This window comes from Candidatus Binatota bacterium (assembly GCA_012960245.1).
Lineage (GTDB): Bacteria > Desulfobacterota > Binatia > UBA1149 > UBA1149 > UBA1149.
The window spans coordinates 69,155-85,914 of the sequence record DUBO01000025.1; the positions used below are offsets into that span (position 1 = coordinate 69,155).

Annotated in this window: 17 protein-coding genes and 1 pseudogene; 14 read left to right on the forward strand and 4 right to left on the reverse strand. The window is 62.4% G+C overall.

Features of this window, described 5'->3' with window-relative positions; all coding sequences use genetic code 11:
- Positions 1 to 4: 4 nt before the first annotated feature.
- Complete coding sequence (locus tag EYQ35_04315) at positions 5 to 454, reverse strand: DUF721 domain-containing protein (GenBank protein HIF63367.1); 450 nt, start codon at positions 452 to 454, stop codon at positions 5 to 7.
- 205 nt (positions 455 to 659) lie between these two features.
- Here EYQ35_04315 and EYQ35_04320 point away from each other — a divergent pair, with 205 nt between their 5' ends.
- Entirely contained in the window at positions 660 to 3,530 is a 2,871-nt protein-coding gene (locus EYQ35_04320) for a vitamin B12-dependent ribonucleotide reductase (protein ID HIF63368.1), read from the forward strand.
- Positions 3,531 to 3,563: 33 nt separating this feature from the next.
- Here the strand turns inward: EYQ35_04320 and EYQ35_04325 are convergent, their stop codons facing one another.
- On the reverse strand, positions 3,564 to 3,872 hold the full coding sequence (locus EYQ35_04325; protein ID HIF63369.1) for a hypothetical protein: 309 nt from the start codon (positions 3,870 to 3,872) through the stop codon (positions 3,564 to 3,566).
- A gap of 102 nt (positions 3,873 to 3,974) precedes the next feature.
- Here EYQ35_04325 and EYQ35_04330 point away from each other — a divergent pair, with 102 nt between their 5' ends.
- On the forward strand, positions 3,975 to 5,261 hold the full coding sequence (locus EYQ35_04330; protein HIF63370.1) for a phosphopyruvate hydratase: 1,287 nt from the start codon (positions 3,975 to 3,977) through the stop codon (positions 5,259 to 5,261).
- Positions 5,262 to 5,313: 52 nt separating this feature from the next.
- Positions 5,314 to 5,943 (forward strand): MgtC/SapB family protein, encoded by a 630-nt coding sequence (locus tag EYQ35_04335; protein HIF63371.1) that lies wholly within the window; start codon positions 5,314 to 5,316, stop codon positions 5,941 to 5,943.
- 174 nt (positions 5,944 to 6,117) lie between these two features.
- Here the strand turns inward: EYQ35_04335 and EYQ35_04340 are convergent.
- Positions 6,118 to 6,414: pseudogene (locus EYQ35_04340) on the reverse strand (hypothetical protein).
- Between the two features lie 298 nt (positions 6,415 to 6,712).
- On the opposite strand from EYQ35_04340, the gene EYQ35_04345 reads away from it, so the two are divergent.
- A complete protein-coding gene (locus EYQ35_04345) occupies positions 6,713 to 7,054 on the forward strand; it encodes an SCP2 sterol-binding domain-containing protein (protein HIF63372.1) in 342 nt (113 codons plus the stop codon).
- A gap of 37 nt (positions 7,055 to 7,091) precedes the next feature.
- Here the strand turns inward: EYQ35_04345 and EYQ35_04350 are convergent, their stop codons facing one another.
- A complete protein-coding gene (locus EYQ35_04350) occupies positions 7,092 to 7,859 on the reverse strand; it encodes a phosphoadenylyl-sulfate reductase (GenBank protein ID HIF63373.1) in 768 nt (255 codons plus the stop codon).
- 38 nt (positions 7,860 to 7,897) lie between these two features.
- Here EYQ35_04350 and EYQ35_04355 point away from each other — a divergent pair, with 38 nt between their 5' ends.
- From EYQ35_04355 to EYQ35_04400, 10 genes are all read left to right on the forward strand, one after another.
- On the forward strand, positions 7,898 to 9,091 hold the full coding sequence (locus EYQ35_04355; protein ID HIF63374.1) for an anhydro-N-acetylmuramic acid kinase: 1,194 nt from the start codon (positions 7,898 to 7,900) through the stop codon (positions 9,089 to 9,091).
- A complete protein-coding gene (locus tag EYQ35_04360; GenBank protein HIF63375.1) occupies positions 8,905 to 10,173 on the forward strand; it encodes a hypothetical protein in 1,269 nt (422 codons plus the stop codon). The genes EYQ35_04355 and EYQ35_04360 overlap by 187 nt, the downstream gene beginning before the upstream one ends.
- A complete protein-coding gene (locus EYQ35_04365) occupies positions 10,170 to 10,931 on the forward strand; it encodes an NDP-sugar synthase (GenBank protein HIF63376.1) in 762 nt (253 codons plus the stop codon). The genes EYQ35_04360 and EYQ35_04365 overlap by 4 nt, the downstream gene beginning before the upstream one ends.
- Entirely contained in the window at positions 10,717 to 12,282 is a 1,566-nt protein-coding gene (locus EYQ35_04370) for a hypothetical protein (GenBank protein HIF63377.1), read from the forward strand. Before EYQ35_04365 ends, EYQ35_04370 begins: the two co-directional genes overlap by 215 nt.
- A gap of 205 nt (positions 12,283 to 12,487) precedes the next feature.
- Positions 12,488 to 12,844, forward strand: coding sequence for an NADH-quinone oxidoreductase subunit A (locus tag EYQ35_04375; GenBank protein HIF63378.1), 357 nt, complete (start codon positions 12,488 to 12,490; stop codon positions 12,842 to 12,844).
- Entirely contained in the window at positions 12,814 to 13,347 is a 534-nt protein-coding gene (locus tag EYQ35_04380; protein HIF63379.1) for an NADH-quinone oxidoreductase subunit C, read from the forward strand. Before EYQ35_04375 ends, EYQ35_04380 begins: the two co-directional genes overlap by 31 nt.
- Before the next feature lie 29 nt (positions 13,348 to 13,376).
- Positions 13,377 to 14,558, forward strand: a complete 1,182-nt coding sequence (locus EYQ35_04385) for an NADH-quinone oxidoreductase subunit D (GenBank protein HIF63380.1) — start codon at positions 13,377 to 13,379, stop codon at positions 14,556 to 14,558.
- Positions 14,559 to 14,585: 27 nt separating this feature from the next.
- Positions 14,586 to 15,104: an NAD(P)H-dependent oxidoreductase subunit E gene (locus EYQ35_04390; GenBank protein HIF63381.1), complete on the forward strand. Its 519-nt coding sequence runs from the start codon at positions 14,586 to 14,588 to the stop codon at positions 15,102 to 15,104.
- Entirely contained in the window at positions 15,097 to 16,200 is a 1,104-nt protein-coding gene (locus EYQ35_04395; GenBank protein ID HIF63382.1) for an NADH-quinone oxidoreductase subunit H, read from the forward strand. Before EYQ35_04390 ends, EYQ35_04395 begins: the two co-directional genes overlap by 8 nt.
- Positions 16,050 to 16,760: a hypothetical protein gene (locus tag EYQ35_04400; protein ID HIF63383.1), complete on the forward strand. Its 711-nt coding sequence runs from the start codon at positions 16,050 to 16,052 to the stop codon at positions 16,758 to 16,760. Before EYQ35_04395 ends, EYQ35_04400 begins: the two co-directional genes overlap by 151 nt.

The window sequence follows — 16,760 nt, forward strand, 5'->3', positions numbered from 1 at the left end:
GGGGTTATTCGGGCCGGCCGGGATTTTTCCAGAGCTTGTCGAGGGCTTCGCGGTTGCGCTTGCGATCGCTCGTGGGCCCGTGGTCGAGCTTGCCGACGAAGAAGTACAGCTCGCGCACTAATTCCCGCCCCATCTTTTCGTTCAAGCGTTCGCGCAGCTGCTTCTTGAGAAGGTCGAGCTCCTGCAGCCATGACGAGTTACGCACAGCCACGATCAATCGGTCGCCGTCCAGCCGTGTGGGCTGCGCGTTGCGCGCTATGGCCGGACCGACCACTTCGTCCCAGGCATCCCAGGCCCGGTAGTCGTCGAGCTTGCGCTCAAGTCCCATGCGCTTGAGGGTTGAAGTAAACAGTTCGCCCAGTTTTTTGGGCTTGTCGGCTCGTTGACTCACCGGCGGAGATTCGTAGCGCCGGGCGAATGCTTTGTCCAACCTTTTTAATGACAGCCCTTGCATCAATACGGGTTTTTGTGTTTTATTCGCCCCCGATCGCGCATGACTGGGGGCTGAGGCAGAATTTGCTTTTTTTCCTCCAATACCACAACATGTAGTGGTACGGTGATCGGACGCCTACCAGATAAGGTAGGTATCAGACAGCGACAGATTAGTGTTTTATCAGTGAGTTCGGGTAGTTCCCCGGCGGTAAGGAGCGGAGGCGGAAATGGAAAAGAAGTCGGGGATGGTGGTACAGGCCACTGAGATACTGGAAACCGAGGCGCTGGAGGCTACAGGCGAGGCTACGACCGGGTTGTCTTTCAGCAGGCGGCTGTCGAGTGAGGGGGTTGATCCCTGGTCGACCGTAGAGTGGGAATACCGCGACGCGCTCATACAGGGCGAGGGCGGCAAGGCGGTTTTCGAGCAGAAGGGGGTGGAGTTTCCTGCCACCTGGTCACAACTGGCCACCAACGTGGTCACTTCCAAGTATTTTCGCGGCGCGCTCGGTACCGACGCCCGCGAGACCAGCGTCCGCCAGCTCTTAGGCCGGGTCGTCGAGACCATCACCGGCTGGGGCGAGCGCCAGGGCTACTTTGTCGATGACGAAAGTCGCGACATTTTTCGCGACGAGCTGACCCATATTCTCCTGGGCCAGCAGGCCTGCTTTAACAGCCCGGTGTGGTTCAACGTCGGGGTGGAAGAGCATCCCCAGTGCTCGGCCTGTTTCATCCTGTCGGTCGACGACACCATGGACTCGATCCTGCAGTGGTACCGCGACGAAGGCATCATCTTCAAGGGAGGCTCGGGCTCGGGCGTCAACCTGTCGCGCCTGCGTTCTTCGAAAGAAACGCTGTCGGGCGGCGGCACGGCCTCGGGGCCGGTGTCTTTCATGAAGGCCGCCGACGCGTCGGCCGGCGTGATCAAGTCGGGAGGCAAGACCCGCCGCGCTGCCAAGATGGTGGTGCTCGACGTCGACCATCCCGACATCAACGAGTTTGTCGACTGCAAGGCCGGCGAGGAAAAGAAGGCCTGGACGTTGATCGACGCTGGCTACGACGGCTCGATCGACGGGGACGCTTACGCGTCGGTCTTTTTCCAGAACGCCAACAACTCGGTGCGCGTGAGCGACGAGTTCATGCAGGCGGTGGTCAACGACAAGGAGTGGAGAACCCGCAACGTCAAGGACGGCGAAGTCTGCGAGACCATGCGCGCTCGCGAGCTGATGGGCCGCATCGCCGAGGCCACGCATTTCTGCGGCGACCCGGGCATGCAGTTCGATACCACGATCAACGACTGGCACACCTGCCCCAACAGCGGCCGCATTAACGCGTCGAACCCCTGCAGCGAGTACATGCACCTGGACAACTCGGCCTGCAACCTGTCTTCGCTCAACCTGATGAAGTTCCAGTCCCCGGACGGCAAGTTTGATGTTGATGGTTTCCGCCACGCGGTAGACATCATGACGACTGCCCAGGACATCCTGGTCGACAATTCCAGCTACCCGACCGACCAAATTGGCGACAACGCCCGGGCCTATCGAGAGTTAGGCCTGGGCTATGCCAACCTGGGCGCCATGCTCATGTCGTTGGGGATGCCTTACGATTCGGACGAAGGCCGGGCGTCTGCAGCGGCTGTTACCTCGTTGATGTGCGGCGAGGCTTACCTGCAGTCGGCGCGGCTGGCCGAGGCCCGCGGACCTTACGCGGGTTACGCGCGCAACCGCGAGCCCCAGCTTCGCGTGCTGGGCAAACACCGCGCTGAGTCCCGCGAGCTGGATTCCAGCCGGGTGCCCCTGGACCTGCTGTCGGCCGCCCGTGATGTCTGGGAAGAAGCTGAAACCGTGGCCACGGAGCACGGCGTTCGCAACTCCCAGCTGACGGTGCTGGCGCCCACCGGGACCATCGCCTTCATGATGGATTGCGACACCACCGGGGTGGAGCCGGATCTCGCGCTGGTCAAGTACAAGAAGCTCGTGGGTGGTGGCACCCTGAAGTTCGTCAACAACACGGTCCCTTCGGCGCTCGTGCGGCTTGGCTACGAGAGTCGCGAGGTCCAGGACATCGTGGAGTACATAGACGAGCACGACACCATTGAAGACGCTCCCCACCTCAAGGACGAGCACCTGGCGGTGTTTGACTGCGCTTTCAAGCCGCGCAACGGCGCGCGTAGCATAGAGCCGCTCGGTCACCTGCGCATGATGGGTGCCGTGCAGCCGTTTATTTCGGGCGCGATCTCGAAGACGATCAACATGCCCAACGAAGCCACCGTCGACGAAATCGAGGGGGCTTACATCGAGGCGTGGAAGCTCGGCTTGAAGGCTGTCGCCATTTACCGCGACGGTTGCAAGCGCATACAGCCGCTCAACACGAGCGGTACGGAAAACAGCTTGGCCACGGCGGGGAGTGGTGATTCAGCTGCTGCCGATTCAGCTGAAGGCGAGTCCTCCGTGGGTCGGCCCGTGCGCAGGCGCCTGCCGACCGACTGTTCTTCGTGCAGGCACAAGTTCGAGGTGGCCGGCCACGAGGGCTACATCCACGTGGGTTTCTACGACGACGGCACCCCTGGCGAGATCTTCATCAAGATGGCCAAGGAGGGCAGTACGATCTCCGGCCTGATGGACACCCTTGCCACGCTGACCTCGCTGTCGTTGCAGTACGGCGTGCCGCTGAGCGCGCTGGTGTCCAAGTTCTCGCATGTGCGCTTCGAGCCCTCGGGCTTTACCAAGAACCCGGACATCCCGATAGCCAAGTCGCTGACCGACTACATATTCCGTTTCCTGGGCACGCGCTTCGGTCAGCCGGTGGTTCCGGCCGGTGTTGTAACCCCTGGCGGCGAATCAACTGCGGGCCGGGAGTCCGGGGATGTCTCGAAGAGTGTCTCCACCCCGGTACCGTTGAGAGTGGTTCCGGCGGCCAGGCCGACCGACACTTCGGCGGCTGGCGGTGGTCGGGAGGAAGGCCGCCGCGAGGAAACCAGCGTTGATTTCATCCTGCCGCAGTCCGACGCGCCGAGCTGCGCCGACTGCGGTGCGATCATGGTCCGCAACGGCGCTTGCTACAAGTGTCTTAACTGCGGGGCGACCAGCGGCTGCTCGTGAGCGGCCGGGTCGCAGGCATCCGGAAGAAACTATTCAGGGCGAGTGACTGAAGCGAAACAGGAACTCGTCGTCGGCCACGACACCGAGCTTCTGCCGGGCCACCGCTTCGAGCACCCTGGGGTCATTGCGCAGTCCTTGGAAATCCTGGTAGAGAGAGTCGTTGCGGGCAATGCGCAGGCTTGCCTCGGCCGACAGGCGTTCGAGCCTGTTGTTGAGATCGCCGGCCTGGCGAAGACCGTGGCGTCCGAAAACGAGGCTACCCACCTGCAGTATGAAAACCCCGGCCAGCACCCAGACCATCAGAGCGAGCTTACGCGCGTCTCGTTGTTTTCGCCTGGCCATTCCACTGTTGAGGATACCCCAGCAGTTAGCGCTACACTACAGGGCAAGTATGATTGAAGCGGTCTGGCGTGGTGGCGGTCGCGGCAGAGGAGATATAACGGCGTGAAGATAAAGTCTGTCAAGGGACGAGAGATACTCGATTCGAGGGGAAATCCGACCGTGGAGGTCGACGTTTTACTGAGATCAGGCGCGCGCGGGCGTGCCTGTGTGCCGTCGGGTGCTTCGACCGGCACCCACGAGGCCCTGGAGCTGAGGGACGTTCGCCGTAAGCGCTACGGTGGCAAGGGGGTCCTGCAGGCGGTCAAGAACGTCAACGACCACATCGGCCCGGCCGTACGTGGCCTTGAGGCCAGTGATCAGCAGGCGGTCGACAGCTGCATGTTGGAGCTGGACGGTACCCCCAACAAGTCGCGCCTGGGTGCCAACGCCATCCTCGGCGTGTCGCTGGCCGTGGCCCACGCGGCGGCGGCCGGCAGTGGGCGCTCGCTGTACAGGCAGATCGGAGGGCCCCGCGCCCGCACCCTGCCGGTGCCGTTGATGAACATAATCAACGGGGGGGCCCACGCCGACAACGGGCTGGATTTCCAGGAGTTTATGATCGTGCCCCACGGCGCGCGCAGTTTCAGCGAGGCGCTGCGCATGGGCACCGAAGTTTTTCACGCGCTCAAATCGGTGCTCAAGGCCCGCGGCATGAGCACCAACGTGGGCGACGAGGGCGGCTTTGCCCCCGGCCTGAGCAGCAATGACGAGGCCATCAAGTGCGTTATGCGCGCCATTGAAGACGCGGGCTACAAGCCGGGTCGGCACGTCTCGTTGGCGCTCGACGTCGCGGCCAGCGAGTTCTGCCAAGACGGCGTCTACCGTTTCGTGAAGTCCGACGGCAAGACACGCAGCAGCGCGCAGATGATCAAGCTGTACCAGCGGCTGACCGACCGCTACCCGCTGGTGTCGATAGAGGACGGCCTGGACGAGGACGACTGGGATGGCTGGGCTCGCTTGACCAACAGCCTAGGAGACCGCGTACAGCTGGTGGGTGATGATCTCTTCGTCACCAACAGCCAACGACTCAAGCGCGGCATAGACGAGGGCGTGGCCAACTCGATACTGGTCAAGGTCAACCAGATAGGAACGTTGAGTGAAACTATAGAGGCCGTGCGCACGGCCGAGCGAGCAGGATACACCGCGGTGATTTCGCATCGGTCGGGCGAGACCGAGGACTCCACGATCGCCGATCTCGCGGTAGCGCTCAACGCTGGGCAGATTAAAACAGGCTCGCTCTCGAGGGGAGAGAGGACGGCCAAGTACAACCAGTTGCTTCGCATAGAAGAAGAGCTGGGCGATCGCGCTGTCTACCCGGGGGGCCGGGTTTTCGGCCGGCTGCGGGCGTGATCATGGAAGGGAGCGGAGTATGCCACTGATAAACGAGTTGCTCGAATTCGTGATGACCGATGGCGCCAAGTTGTTGCTGGCGCTCGTGCTCGGCGGCGCCATGGGCATGGAGAGGGAGCTCACCGGCAAGCCCGCTGGACTACGCACCAACCTGCTCATCGCCGTGGGCGCCGCGCTGCTGACGATCGTGTCGCGTCACGTCGCCGGCGAGTCGGGTGACCCCGGCCGTATCGCGGCGCAGGTGGTAACCGGCGTCGGCTTTATCGGTGCCGGGGCCATCATACAGGCGCGCGGTGCGGTGACCGGTTTGACTACGGCCGCCACCATATGGGCGGTCGCCGGCGTGGGCATTGCTGCCGGTAGCGGGGCCTGGGAAGCCGCCGTGGCCTCGACGGTGATAATAATTTCCTGCCTCGTGTCGTTGCGCGGCTTGGAGTCACGCGTGCGTGGGCGTCGTAGTCTCGTGCGTTACAATGTCACGATGCTAAGCGGTGCTGATTCTGTGCCGGTCATTGACGCTGTGCATTCTAACCCTTCGATAGACGCAGAATCGCTTACAGTACGCGTAGATGGGCCGCAGCGAAGCGTAGAAATCACCTGCGTGGGCAGTAAAAAAGCGCAGCAGGAATTGTTTCGCGAGTTTTGTGCGCTCGATGGAGTGCAGCAAGTGCAGAGCGACTGACGGTGGGAGCTATTTCTGGCCCTGTTCGTTTATCGTTCTGAACTATTGACTCCGACCATCGGTGAAAACTATAATTTTAGGTAACAGTACAATGGAAAGAAAAAAGAGAGTCGTGTGAAGTTTCGTCGGACGGTGCCGGTAGAGGAGTGAAGGAGGATACACAATGGCAGTACGAAAAAAGAAAGCTACTAAGAAGAAGGCAACCAGGAAGAAGGCCGCCAAGAAAAAGGTAACCAGGAAGAAGGCTACCAAGAAGAAGGCGACCAGGAAAAAGGCAACCAAGAAAAAAGCTACTAAGAAGAAGGCCAAGAAAAAGGCCAAGAAAAAAGTAGCCAAGAAGAAAGGCAAGAAGAAGGTAGCCAAGAAAAAGGCTACCAAGAAGAAGGCCAAGAAAAAGGTAGCCAAGAAGAAAGGCAAGAAGAAAGCCAAGAAGAAGGCTACCAAGAAAAAGGCCACCAAGAAGAAAGCCAGGAAACGAAGATAACCAAACCGATTGAGCCTGCCCGGTCGTTGCTTCGGTGACTTCCGGGCAGGCTCTACCCGACGACGAAACAAGAACCCTTAGGGGTTCAAGGGGCCTCCCGGCAAGTGTCGGGGGGCTTTTTTCGTTTGGGGTTTTGTGCGCCGCAGGTGAGCGCATAGGCGTTTCCTTCCTTCGTCGGTAGGGGGGGGAGATAACCGTTCCGGTTGACTCAGGTTCACTCTACGCTTAATACGCCATCGACAGCGTGGCCTTGCTCAAGAGCGCGGCGAGGGGCGGAAGTTAAGCATGGTAAGGGCCGACAACATTCAGAAGGTATTCGAAGAGATGCCCAAGCGCTTCAACTCGGCGGCCGCCGCTGGGTTGACGGCTGTCTACCAGTACGAGCTTTCCGGCGACGGTGGCGGCACCTGGCACGTGGTGATCACTGACGGTGTCATCGAGGGAGACCTGGCCCAGGCCGGGACCCATACAAAGCCCAACATTTCGATAACGATGTCGGTCGCCGATTTTCTCGACATGATCAACGGCGAACTCAACCCCCAGATGGCCTTCATGGGTGGCAAGCTCAAGATCAAGGGTGACATGAGCCTCGCCATGAAGATGCAGCAGATCTTTCCAACCGGCTGAACGCGCCGCCGGGTGGGGCGCTCAGCGCCACTGCCGTTCAGGAATCTTCGCTCGAAGCAGAATCGTTCGTTGCCAACTCGGCAACTTCGGGGCTGTTCGGGCCGCCCGCGTCCATCACGGTGTGTATACCGCACTCGCGCTTGTTACTGCCCGCCCAGCGTCCCGATCTCGCTTCGCCGAGCGAGGTGCAGGGCGCGCAGCCTATGGAGGCGTAGCCCCTTTCAAATAACGGGTGTTCGGGCAGTCGGTGGCAGTTGAGGTACTTGTAGGTGTCCTTTGACGTCCAGCGGGCCAGCGGGTTTATCTTGACCACGCTTCCGGCCAGCTCAACGTGCCCCATAGCGGCCCGTTCTTCGGTCTGGTTACGCCGCCGGCCGTTGATCCAGGCCGAGGTTCCTGCCAGCGCTTTTCTCAGCGGCTCGACCTTGTTGATCTGGCAGCACAGGTCCGGGTCTCTATCGTAGAGATTGTCGCTGTGCTTGGCCCGGAACTCGTCGGCGCTCATCTCGGCTTCGAGTTGTCTCAGGTTGAGGCCCAGCAGTTTCACGATATTGTCGCGGTACTTCAGCGTTTCGGCAAAGTGAAAACGGGTTTCGATGAAGACCACCGGGATGTCGGGCTTTATGGTACGCAGCATGTGCGCAAGTACCACGCCGTCGTGCTGGAAAGAGCAGGTGAGGATGATGTCCTCGGGGAACTCGGTCACCGCCCAGCCCAGTATCTGCTCCGGCGACGCGCTTTCAAACTGGTCGTTAAGCTCGGCCAGCCTTGACGGGGATATCGGAGCTTCTGGACTGGCAGCCATCTACTTAAAATGACAGTATAATCGGAGTGTCGCAAGCAATGGTTAAAGCGCGGCCACTGGTCGTGGTCGGTTTGATGTCGGGCACATCCCTTGACGGGGTGGACGCAGCGCTGGTCAGGATAGTGCGCAGCGCCGGTGGCCGGGTGGCTATAAAACCGCTCGCCTCACTCGTGAGGTCCTGGCCGCGGGGCTTGAGGCAGCGACTGGTGGATGCTTGCGAGGGACAGGCTGTGAGCGTAGCCGAACACGCGGCGGTTTCACTTGACCTCGCGAGGGTCTTTGCCTCGGCGGTGGAAGACGTGCTGTGCGCTGCTCGAAGATCCACACCGCCCGACCTCGTGGCCAGCCATGGCCACACGTTGTGTCACCTGCCGGCGCGCAACACAGTTACAGTGCAGGCAGGGGACGGCGCGCTGCTGGCCGAACTCACGGGCACGACTGTCGCCAGCGATTTTCGCGTGGCTGATACGGCCGCCGGTGGACAGGGTGCGCCGCTGGTCCCCTTCGTTCACCACGAGTTGTTTTCCCATCCCCGGCACGACCGCGTCGTACAGAACCTGGGCGGCATAGGCAACGCGACGCTGCTTCCCGCCGGACGCGATGCAGCTGCCGTGGGCGGTAGCGACACCGGTCCTGGCAACATGCTCATCGACGGCTGCGTTGAACTGCTCAGCTCGGGGCGTCGCCGCATGGACAAGGGGGGGCGCATGGCTGCCCGCGGTACGGTTAGCCGGGAGCTGGTGGCGCAGGTAATGCGGGCGCCTTTCTTTCGAAGGAAACTACCGGCCTCCACCGGCAGGGAAGAGTTCGGGCGGCACCTTGCGGCCGGACTGGTGGAGTCGGGCCGCAAGCGTGGCCTCGCCGCCGATGACATCGTGGCCAGCGCGACCATGGCCACGGCGGTAGCCATGCGGCGAAGCCTGTCGCGCATGGGCATGCCCGATCCTCGCGAACTGTTGCTCTGCGGCGGCGGCGTACTGAATCCCACGCTGGTGGCGATGGTAGCCGAGGCCTTTCCTTCTTCGCAGGTGAAGTCGGTAGCAGGGTGTGGCGCAGACCCCCTCATGCTCGAGGCCCAGGCTTTTGCACTGCTCGGCTTCTGCCTGGTCGAAGGTCGAGCGGCGGGCCTGCCGGCCGTCACCGGTGCCGCCGGCGCGAGGGTACTGGGCAGGATAAGCCCGGGAGCCAACTACAGGGGCACGGTGTTGGCGCCGGGCAGGCGGAAGCGTTGAGCGATCCACGCATAGAGACGTGGCTCGACGCCACCATCGCCGACCTGTGGCCCGGTGCCCGGTGCGAGTCCCTGGCCGAGGTCGCTGGTGACGCCTCTTCGCGTGTCTACGCCAGGGTCTCACTGTCGGGTAGCCAACAAGGGGGAGACAGCTGCCCCGCGTCGGTGGTGCTGATGATCCTGCAGGACGCGGGCGTGGCCATGTCATCTGACGAGCTGGGAGTTTTTGCCGAGGGCGGTCCCGACGAGCTGCCTTTTGTCAACGTGCTGCGATTCATGGCCCGCTCTTGTCCCGCGGTTCCGCGGCTCTACGCGGTTTCGGATGCCCGTGACCTGCTGCTGCTCGAAGACCTGGGCGACACTCCCCTGTGGGACGCTGCGGGTCTGGACGGCGCCGACCCGGTGGCGTTGTTCACCGCTGCGCTGGAGCTGCTCGCGGCCCTGCAACACGACTGCATCGACGACGGCAGTGGCTGCTACGCTTTCGGCCAGGCCTTTGACCACGAACTGTTCGCCTGGGAAGTGGAGCACTTTCTCGAGTTCGGGCTGTTGCCTGCTGCGGCGAGCGGCATCGATGAGTGCCGGGCCGAGCTGGGCCTTGTCGTGGACAGGCTGGCGGCCCTGCCTCGCGTGTTCTGTCATCGCGACTACCACGCTTGGAACCTGATGGTGCAGGGCGGCGGTAACGACGACCTGCGCATTCGCCTGATCGACTTCCAGGACGCGCTCATGGCGCCTTCGCTCTACGACGTGGCCTCGCTGTTGACCGACCGCGTGACGCCCACCCTGCTGCAGCCCGACATGGAGAGCGAGCTTCTCGCTCGCTGGCACTCGCTGGCAGATTCTGCGGCCGGCTTGTCCTTTGACCAGGTGGTTGAGCAGTACGAGTGGCTGGCCTTGCAGCGAGTGCTCAAGGTGGTCGGCAGGTTCAACTACCTGGCCACGGTGAAGGGCAAGCCGGCCTACGCCCGGATGCTGCCCGGCGTAGTGGTTACCGCGCGGCGCTTTGCTGCGCGAGTCGAAGGCCTGCCGGTGACCCGCCGGTTGCTGGACGAACAGGTGCGTGAAAAGGTGCCCACGTGACAGGCATGATACTGGCGGCTGGGCTTGGTACGCGCTTGCGACCGTTGACCGACAATACGCCCAAGGCCATGGTCCCGGTCGCAGGCCGTCCCCTGGTCGACTACGCGCTCGACACGCTGCTGGCGGCAGGCATAACCGACGTGGTTATAAACCTTCACCACTTCGGCGAACAGATACGCGGCCACCTCGGCGACGGCTCGGATCGCGGCGCGCGTATTCGCTACAGCGAGGAGCACCCCCTGCTCGACAGTGGCGGTGGAATCCTGCGCGTGCGTCCGATGCTGGGCGAAGGCGCGTTCGTGACGATCAACGCCGACACCATAGTCGACGTGGACCTCGCCGAGGTGCTTCGCTTCCACGAGCAGCACAAAGCCCTGGCCACGCTGGTGTTGCGCAAGGACGCCGACATGGACCAGTTCGGTGTCATCCGCACCGACGGCGAGGGCCGCGTTCGAGGGTTTCTTGACTCCAGCGACCCCTCGGCCGAAGGAGCGCTGGAACCCTGGATGTACACCGGTGTGCAGGTACTGGAACCGGAAGTGTTTGATTTTATGCCGGCGGGCGGCGTGTTTTCTATCACCAGGCAAACTTACCCACGCATGGTCGTGGCCGGCGAGCGCGTTTTCGGGTACATTTTTAAAGGGCTTTGGCTCACGGTCGGAACGCCCGAAGAGCTGGAGCTGGCCGAGCTGGCCCTGGCTGGGCAGGCAGCGGGCCGACAGGGTCCTGCCGGTGGCGAGCGGGCGGCGGAGAACTGATTTGGGTATCAGCATAGTACAGAAGAGCGACCTCTCGGTTCGCAAGAAGGACGCCAAGGTGGCGCTGGTACTCGCCGGTGGTGCGGTTACCGGCGGTGCTTTCAAGCTGGGTGGCATCAAGGCTCTCGACGACTTTCTCATCAACTGCAAGACCACCGACTTTGATCTCTATGTCGGCCTGAGCGCTGGCGCCCTGCTGGCCGCGCCACTGGCCGCCGGCGTTCCGCCCTCCGAAATGTTGCGGGCACTCGACGGGTCATCGGTGCAGTTCTCACGGTTTCGGCCCGGCGATTTCTACGGGGTAGACGGCGGCGACTGGGTAGGCAAGCCCGTTGAGTACGTGCTCGACCTTATGACTTACCTGCCGGGTATAGTCGTGGACATGTTTTCGCAGGCCCCCGACCTGGTCGAAGAAGTCAGGCCGGCGTTGGGCGTGTTTGCCCGCTATCCCTCGCTCAGCTCGCTGCAGGACGTGGCCATGCCGATAGCCCGCGCGTTGTTCGCCCGCCGCATTCCGTTTCCCACCGATTACTTGCCCTCGGGCGTGTTCACCAACAACGGCATCGAGCGCTACATGCGTCACAACATGGAGAACAATGGTTTTCCGAACGAGTTTCGCAGCCTGCAGCGCTACACGGGCAAGGAGCTGTACATATCGGCCATGAACCTCGACACCGCCGAGCGGGTGGTGTTCGGCCACGACGAGGACTGCTCGGTCACGGTGTCCGAGGCCATACAGGCTTCGACCGCGCTTCCTGTTTTCTACAAGCCGGCGCGCATCAACGGTGTTGATTACGTGGACGGCGGCGTTCGTCGTACGGCCAACATCGACGTGGCCATGGAGCACGGCGCCGATCTCATCATCTGCTACAACCCTTTCAGGCCGTTCTCCAACCGCGTGACGCATCGCTACGACGCTGACCGCGGAACCTTTGTGACCGAGGGAACCCCGCTGGCCGACCAGGGTGTGGGCACGGTCATAAACCAGGTGTTCCGCACCCTGCTGCACTCGCGTATCCAGTACGGACTGCGCGCCTACCAGGACGACCCCAACTTCCAGGGCGACATCATCGTGATCGAACCCGCCGAGTCGGACACCCATTTCTTTTCGATGAACCCGGTGGCTTTCTGGGAAGGGCCGCGTGCCGGCCGGCACGGCTACACCTCGGTGACCCAGTCGATCGAGAACCACTACGACATCGTCAAGCAGATACTAGGATCCTACGGCATCCTGATGACCCGCAGGGAAGTCCGCGAGGGGCTCGAGCGTATGAAGCGCCACAGCTTTGGCGAGGGCAGCAGCGATGTGCTGGTTCGCGATGTCCCGCGCCGCGACCTCAACGTGGCCTGAGCGATTCTATCCGGCCCGCGACCGGGGGCTGGCCGGGCCGGCGAGGCTGTCAGCCGGCCGCTGTCTTCAGCTGATCAAATACACTGTTGAAGTAGCGGTAATGCCTGCCCCTTCACGTTGACTTGCCGCCCTGCGGTGGCAATAAATCGGCGTTCAGCGGGCGCGTGCCGAGGCCTTTTTGCATGGCGCGGCGGGCCTGCGGCAGCTGATGTCCCAGTATATTCCTGTTCTTGTCACTTTTGCTCTTGCGGCGGTCATCGTCGGCGTAATGGTGTCGATCAACTCTTTTCTGGGTCCGCGCAGTCACAGCCGCGTAAAGGACGAGTCATTCGAGTGTGGCAATGAGCCCACCGGCCCGGCCTGGGTCAGGTTTTCGATCCGTTTCTACATCGTGGCGATTCTCTTCATAGTTTTCGATATCGAGGTCGTGTTTCTCTATCCATGGGCGGTTATTTTTCGTGAGCTGGGCCTGTTCGGCTTCATTGAGATGTTGATGTTCGTGGGCGTGCTGGGAGTGGGCTTTGTGTACTCCTGGCGCAAGGGGGCTTTCGAGTGGAGCTAAGCGCGCAGGTAGCCGCTGCCGTGCCCGGCTGCGGTGCCGAGCAATACGATTGCGCCAGTGGCACGGTACTCGTAGTCGAGCCCGAGCAGCTGCTGGCTGCCCTTCGTTTTCTCAAGCAGGACCCCGGCCAGGACTACAACGTGCTGGTCGACCTGACGGCCGTCGACCGCGTGGCCACCGAGGGCGTCATCGAGGTGGTGTACCAGTTGCGCAGCATCGCTGCCGGCCGCCGGCTGATGGTGAAGACCCGCCTGGCTGGCGAACCCTGGACGCTGGCTTCGGCCACCCCGCTGTGGGGTTCGGCCAACTGGGCCGAGCGCGAAGCCTGGGACATGTTCGGCCTGCGCTTCACCGGTCACCCCGACCTCAGGCGCATACTGATGTACGAGGAGTTCGAGGGCTACCCGCTTCGCAAGGACTATCCCTACAACAAGCGGCAGCCGCTGGTCGAAGAACGCGACCCGATCGCCAACCCCTGGCCGGGCACTGGTAACCCGACGTGACCGATAGCCGGGCCGATATCCATGGCGCGATGGCGCCCGATCCTCTCACCGAGGAAATGGAAATACAGATGGGACCGTCGCACCCGGCGACGCACGGTACCCTCAAGTTCAATCTCCGCCTGGACGGCGAGACCATCCGTGCCTGCGAGACCGAGATCGGCTACCTCCACCGCGGTTTTGAAAAGATGTGTGAGCAGGGAACCTGGAACCAGGTTATTCCTTACACCGACCGCTTGAACTACGCGTCGCCGTTGATCAACAACTTTATTTTTGTAGAGGCGGTTGAACGTCTCGCGGGGATAACGGTGCCGGCGCGCTGTTCGTGGATACGCACCCTGTTGTCGGAGGTTTCGCGCATAGCCGATCACCTTACCGCGCTGGGCATGGGGGCCACCGAGCTGGGAGCTATAACGGTCGGGTTCTACATGAACGAAGCCCGCGAGCGGCTCTACAACCTTGCTTCTACCGCCACCGGGGCGCGCGTGACCGTGAGCTACGGCAGGGTGGGCGGACTGGCCCGTGACCTGGACGAACAGTTTTTTGAAGAAATAGGCCCGGCCCTCGAACACGTAAAAAGGGTGATGGTCGATTGCGAAAAACTGCTGGAGAGCAATCGCATTTTTCTCGACCGCATGGCCGGTGTCGGCGTGCTTGAACTGGAGCGTGCCCTCGACATGGGCGTCACTGGCCCCATGTTGCGCGCCTGCGGCCTGGCCAGTGATCTTCGCCGCGATGAGCCCTACATGGTTTACGATGAACTCGACTTCGACGTACCGGTGGGCAGCAAGGGCGACAACTTCGATCGCTTCAACGTGCGTTTCGAGGAGATCTTCCAGTCCATCAAGATGGTCGAGCAGTGTATCGAGCGTATGCCGAGCGGCCCGTGGTGCATAGACGATCCAAAGCTGGTGCTGCCTCCCAAGGAAAAAGTCTACGGCTCTATCGAGGGGTTGATGAACCAGTTCAAGCTCGTCATCGAGGGTGTGCGCATTCCCGAGGGCGAGGTCTACTTCGCGGGTGAAGGCGCCAACGGTGAGCTGGGGTTTTTCCTGGTCAGCGACGGCAGCGGCCGACCCTACCGCGTGAGGGTGCGCCCGCCCTGCTTCTACTCGGTGGGCGCGCTGGAGAGCATGGTGACCGGGGCCAAGCTGTCGGATCTCGTGGCGGTGTTCGGCATGGTGAACATGATCGGCGGGGAGTGCGATCGCTGAGGCCCGTGCTCGGCGACCAGTAACTACATGGGCCAAGAGTCAGGCAAAGAGCAGGAGTCCCCGGTGTTCAGCGATGAAGCGCTGCGGCGCTTTGAAAAAATTGTGGCGAGTTATCCCGAGCGTCGCGCGGCTCTCATGCCGGTGCTGTGGCTGGCCCAGGAAGAATTCGGCTGGATAAGCCCGCCCACGCAGGCATACGTGGCCGGCTTGCTCGAACTGCCTGTAGCCTGGGTGGAGGGTGTGGTGTCGTTTTACACCATGTACCGACGGCGGGATATGGGTTGCCGGCTCGAACTGTGCACCAACGTGTCGTGTCGTCTCAAGGGTGCCGAGAAAGTGCTGGCCGCCATGGCCCGGGAGCTGGGCGTGGAGCCCGGACAGACCACCCGTGACGGGCGCTTCACCCTCGACCGCGCCGAGTGCCTCGGGGCCTGCGAGCTGGCGCCGGTGTTGCAGGTGGACGCAGGGCGCTACGTGGCGAGGCTCGACGTGCCCCGTGCGCTTGAGCTCATAGGGCAGCTCAAGAGGGGCGAGGCCGATGGCTGAGTGGATAGAAGGGGGGCTGAAATCCCTGCTCGTCCTGGTGATGGTGCTGCAGCTGTCGCTGTTCCTGTTGTGGCTTGAGCGCAAGGGTAGCGCCCTGATACAGAACCGCGTGGGAGCCAACCGCGCCAACATCTTTGGCGGCTTGTTGCCCTTCAACCTCGGCATTCTCAACACCGCCGTCGCCGATCCGCTCAAGCTCTTCAGCAAGGAAGACTTCCGCCCCGAGTCGGCCGACCGCGTGGTGCACTCGGTGGCCCCGTTCATGGCGTTGTTTCCGGCCATGATAGCTTTTGCCGCCATACCTTTCGGCGACACGCTGACCATTGGCACGCGGGTGGTGAACCTGCAGGCCGTGAGTCTCGACGTGGGCCTGCTCTACATCCTGGCTACCGCTTCGATGGGTGTCTATGGCGTGGTGCTAGCCGGCTGGGCGTCCAACAACCGCTGGGCGCTGCTGGGCAGCGTGCGAGGTACAGCGCAGATGATCAGCTACGAGGTCGCCATGGGGCTGGCGCTCGTGAGCAGCGTGCTGTGGTGGGGGACGCTCGACCTGCAGGAAATAGCCCGCGCCCAGGGCGAACTCCTCTTCGGTTTTCTCCCCGCCTGGGGCGTGTTTACCCAGCCGCTGGCCTTCATCATCGTGCTCGTCGCGGGCATGGCCGAGACCAAGCGAGTACCCTTTGATCTTCCCGAGGCCGAGTCGGAGCTCATTGCTGGTTACTTCACCGAGTACTCCGGCGGTAAGCAGGCCGCCTTCATGCTGGCCGACTTTGCCGAGGTAGTGATGGTGGCCGGCCTGGTCACGGCCCTGTTTTTCGGCGGCTGGCAGGTACCGTGGCTCGGTAGCGCGGGCTGGAATTTTCCCGGCCTCGATCTCATCGCGGTCTCGCCGCTGGCGGTAACACTGATGCAGGTGACAGCCTTCACCTTCAAGGTCGTGTTTTTCTGCTGGCTGCAGTTTCTCGTGCGCTGGACCGTACCCCGCCTGCGCTGGGACCAGCTGATGAATCTCGGCTGGAAGGGCATGCTGCCGCTGGCGCTTGCCAACTTGCTGGTCACGGCCGTCATCGTCTTGTTCAAGGAGGGGCTCGTGTGAGCGAGCTGGTCTTCTACCTGCTGGCCGCCGCTACCGTGCTCTGCGCGCTGGGCGTGATAACCCGGCCCAACCCGGTGCACAGCGCGTTGTCCCTGGTGATGACGCTGTTCATGCTGGCGGTGTTTTACATATTCCTCGAGGCTCATCTCGTGGCCGCGCTGCAGATCATAGTTTACGCGGGCGCGGTGATGGTGTTGTTCCTGTTCGTCATCACTCTGCTCAACCTCAAGGGAGACCCCGACGAGCCTGCCCATCCCCTGCTGCGCATCGTTGCCTACGCGGTGGCCGCCACGCTGGCGGCGGGCGTGGCCGTTGTACTGATGGGCGACACCGGCGCTGTTTCAGGGGGAGCGGGCGCGGGCGCCGTGCTGGCCGAGGGCTTCGGTGGCACCCGGGTCCTGGCGCGGATGCTCTTTACAGACTACCTGGTGGCGTTTGAGCTGACCTCGATGCTGTTGCTGGTGGCGGTGGTGGGCGCGGTGGTCCTGGCCCAGCGCGAGCCGGTGGCTGAAGCCCCGTTGGCAGAAACCCCCTTGGCAGAAAACGGAGAGGACGCCTGA

Bases quoted from the DNA above. Each gene is read 5' to 3' on its own strand.
- EYQ35_04315 (HIF63367.1), bottom strand. From the start codon at position 454: ATGCAAGGGCTGTCATTAAAAAGGTTGGACAAAGCATTCGCCCGGCGC.
- EYQ35_04320 (HIF63368.1), top strand. From the start codon at position 660: ATGGAAAAGAAGTCGGGGATGGTGGTACAGGCCACTGAGATACTGGAA.
- EYQ35_04325 (HIF63369.1), bottom strand. From the start codon at position 3,872: ATGGCCAGGCGAAAACAACGAGACGCGCGTAAGCTCGCTCTGATGGTC.
- EYQ35_04335 (HIF63371.1), top strand. From the start codon at position 5,314: ATGACCGATGGCGCCAAGTTGTTGCTGGCGCTCGTGCTCGGCGGCGCC.
- EYQ35_04345 (HIF63372.1), top strand. From the start codon at position 6,713: ATGGTAAGGGCCGACAACATTCAGAAGGTATTCGAAGAGATGCCCAAG.
- EYQ35_04350 (HIF63373.1), bottom strand. From the start codon at position 7,859: ATGGCTGCCAGTCCAGAAGCTCCGATATCCCCGTCAAGGCTGGCCGAG.
- EYQ35_04355 (HIF63374.1), top strand. From the start codon at position 7,898: ATGGTTAAAGCGCGGCCACTGGTCGTGGTCGGTTTGATGTCGGGCACA.
- EYQ35_04385 (HIF63380.1), top strand. From the start codon at position 13,377: ATGGCGCCCGATCCTCTCACCGAGGAAATGGAAATACAGATGGGACCG.
- EYQ35_04390 (HIF63381.1), top strand. From the start codon at position 14,586: ATGGGCCAAGAGTCAGGCAAAGAGCAGGAGTCCCCGGTGTTCAGCGAT.
- EYQ35_04395 (HIF63382.1), top strand. From the start codon at position 15,097: ATGGCTGAGTGGATAGAAGGGGGGCTGAAATCCCTGCTCGTCCTGGTG.